The organism is bacterium endosymbiont of Bathymodiolus sp. 5 South (assembly GCF_900128535.1).
Classification (GTDB): Bacteria; Pseudomonadota; Gammaproteobacteria; order PS1; family Pseudothioglobaceae; genus Thiodubiliella.
The window spans coordinates 1-1,208 of sequence record NZ_FQTR01000333.1 but is presented as its reverse complement, the minus strand read 5'-3'; the positions used below and the strand labels follow the sequence as shown (position 1 = coordinate 1,208).

Annotated in this window: 1 pseudogene; it reads right to left on the bottom strand. The window is 39.3% G+C overall.

Annotated features, from left to right (window positions below):
- Positions 1 to 1,175, bottom strand: a pseudogene (locus tag BBROOKSOX_RS11280) (hypothetical protein); the annotation flags it as partial.
- Positions 1,176 to 1,208 lie beyond the last annotated feature (33 nt).

Below are 1,208 nucleotides of genomic sequence, written 5' to 3'. Positions count from 1 at the left end.
TTTGCACTATAACCTGACAAATCTAATGCGGCTAGTTTTTTGCTGATGATTGCTTTTAAGTTTGGGGCTGTATCATAAGCGGTATTATCATTAACATTTGAGTCTGATTGAAATTCATTGTAGTGGTTATCAGCCCCCAAATTAAAACCATTGATAATGTCGTTAGAACTAGGGCTAGTTGCACGCTTTTCAGGCGCTAATAAGTTGTCAACATAGCCACCAAAATCACGCGCGAAGTAAATCCTCAAAGCCTTTAACGAATTTGAATCTTGATTCCCTTCCTTAGCAAAAAGCTCAGCTAATGGGTTGGATTTAACGCTGTCAGCAACAAAAACAGCCTCTCCTTTGGCGTTGATATCGGTTTTAAATTCTCTAAGTTGCCATGGACGATCAACGAATGTGTTAGAACGCACTTGACCTGTGCCGTGGGTGTAGTGGGTGAAATTAATGGCTGCAGGTAATTGAACGCCATTGTGCTCTAAGCCTTGATAAAAGAATTTTTCTAGTTGCAGTAGCGCATCTGTTTTGCTCATGTTTCCTATTTCTCTCCAAAAATCTGCGACTGCAGCACAGCCTTTTTTGCCTTTACTAGGTTCAGGATTAGGGTATTTAGCCTCAAAACTTAGGAAGAATCTATTGCCATTATTTTTATGATAAATCACTCGGTACTCACCACAATGTTGGCCATTGCTGGCACTGAGGTCAAAACGGTTAAATATTGCGCTTGGTGACATGTTGTCAAGCAACCCTGAAAGAGTGGCTTCTTGCGTTCTTTTTTGTAAATCCATTTTTACAAAGCCATTGGTTTTTAAATCAACATTGAATGTTTTCAGCAAACTGTTGAGGAGTTGTGCGTTAGAACTGTCTGTTGTTGCATTAGAACTATTACGAATGTTTGTGAGTGTTTTGGCAAGTGAGAATTTTTTATCAAAATCATCGTTATCCACGCCAGTGGCGCCTCGGTTAAAGACTAAAGCGTTGTTATTGATGAATGCGGATCGTTGTAAGGGAATAGCAGAGGCATCAGGATTTTCTGATGTTTTATCTTGCAAGTAATCATCCATTAGGTTGCGCTCACTAGAGCGTCCGCCTGCAATCGTGTTGATTGAGACAATAAGGGCTGTGCTTAATAGTAGAATGCGAGCAAAGTTTGTGTTAAGAGATATTAGGTTCATGATTTTAAATTTAAAAGATAATTTCGCTGATTA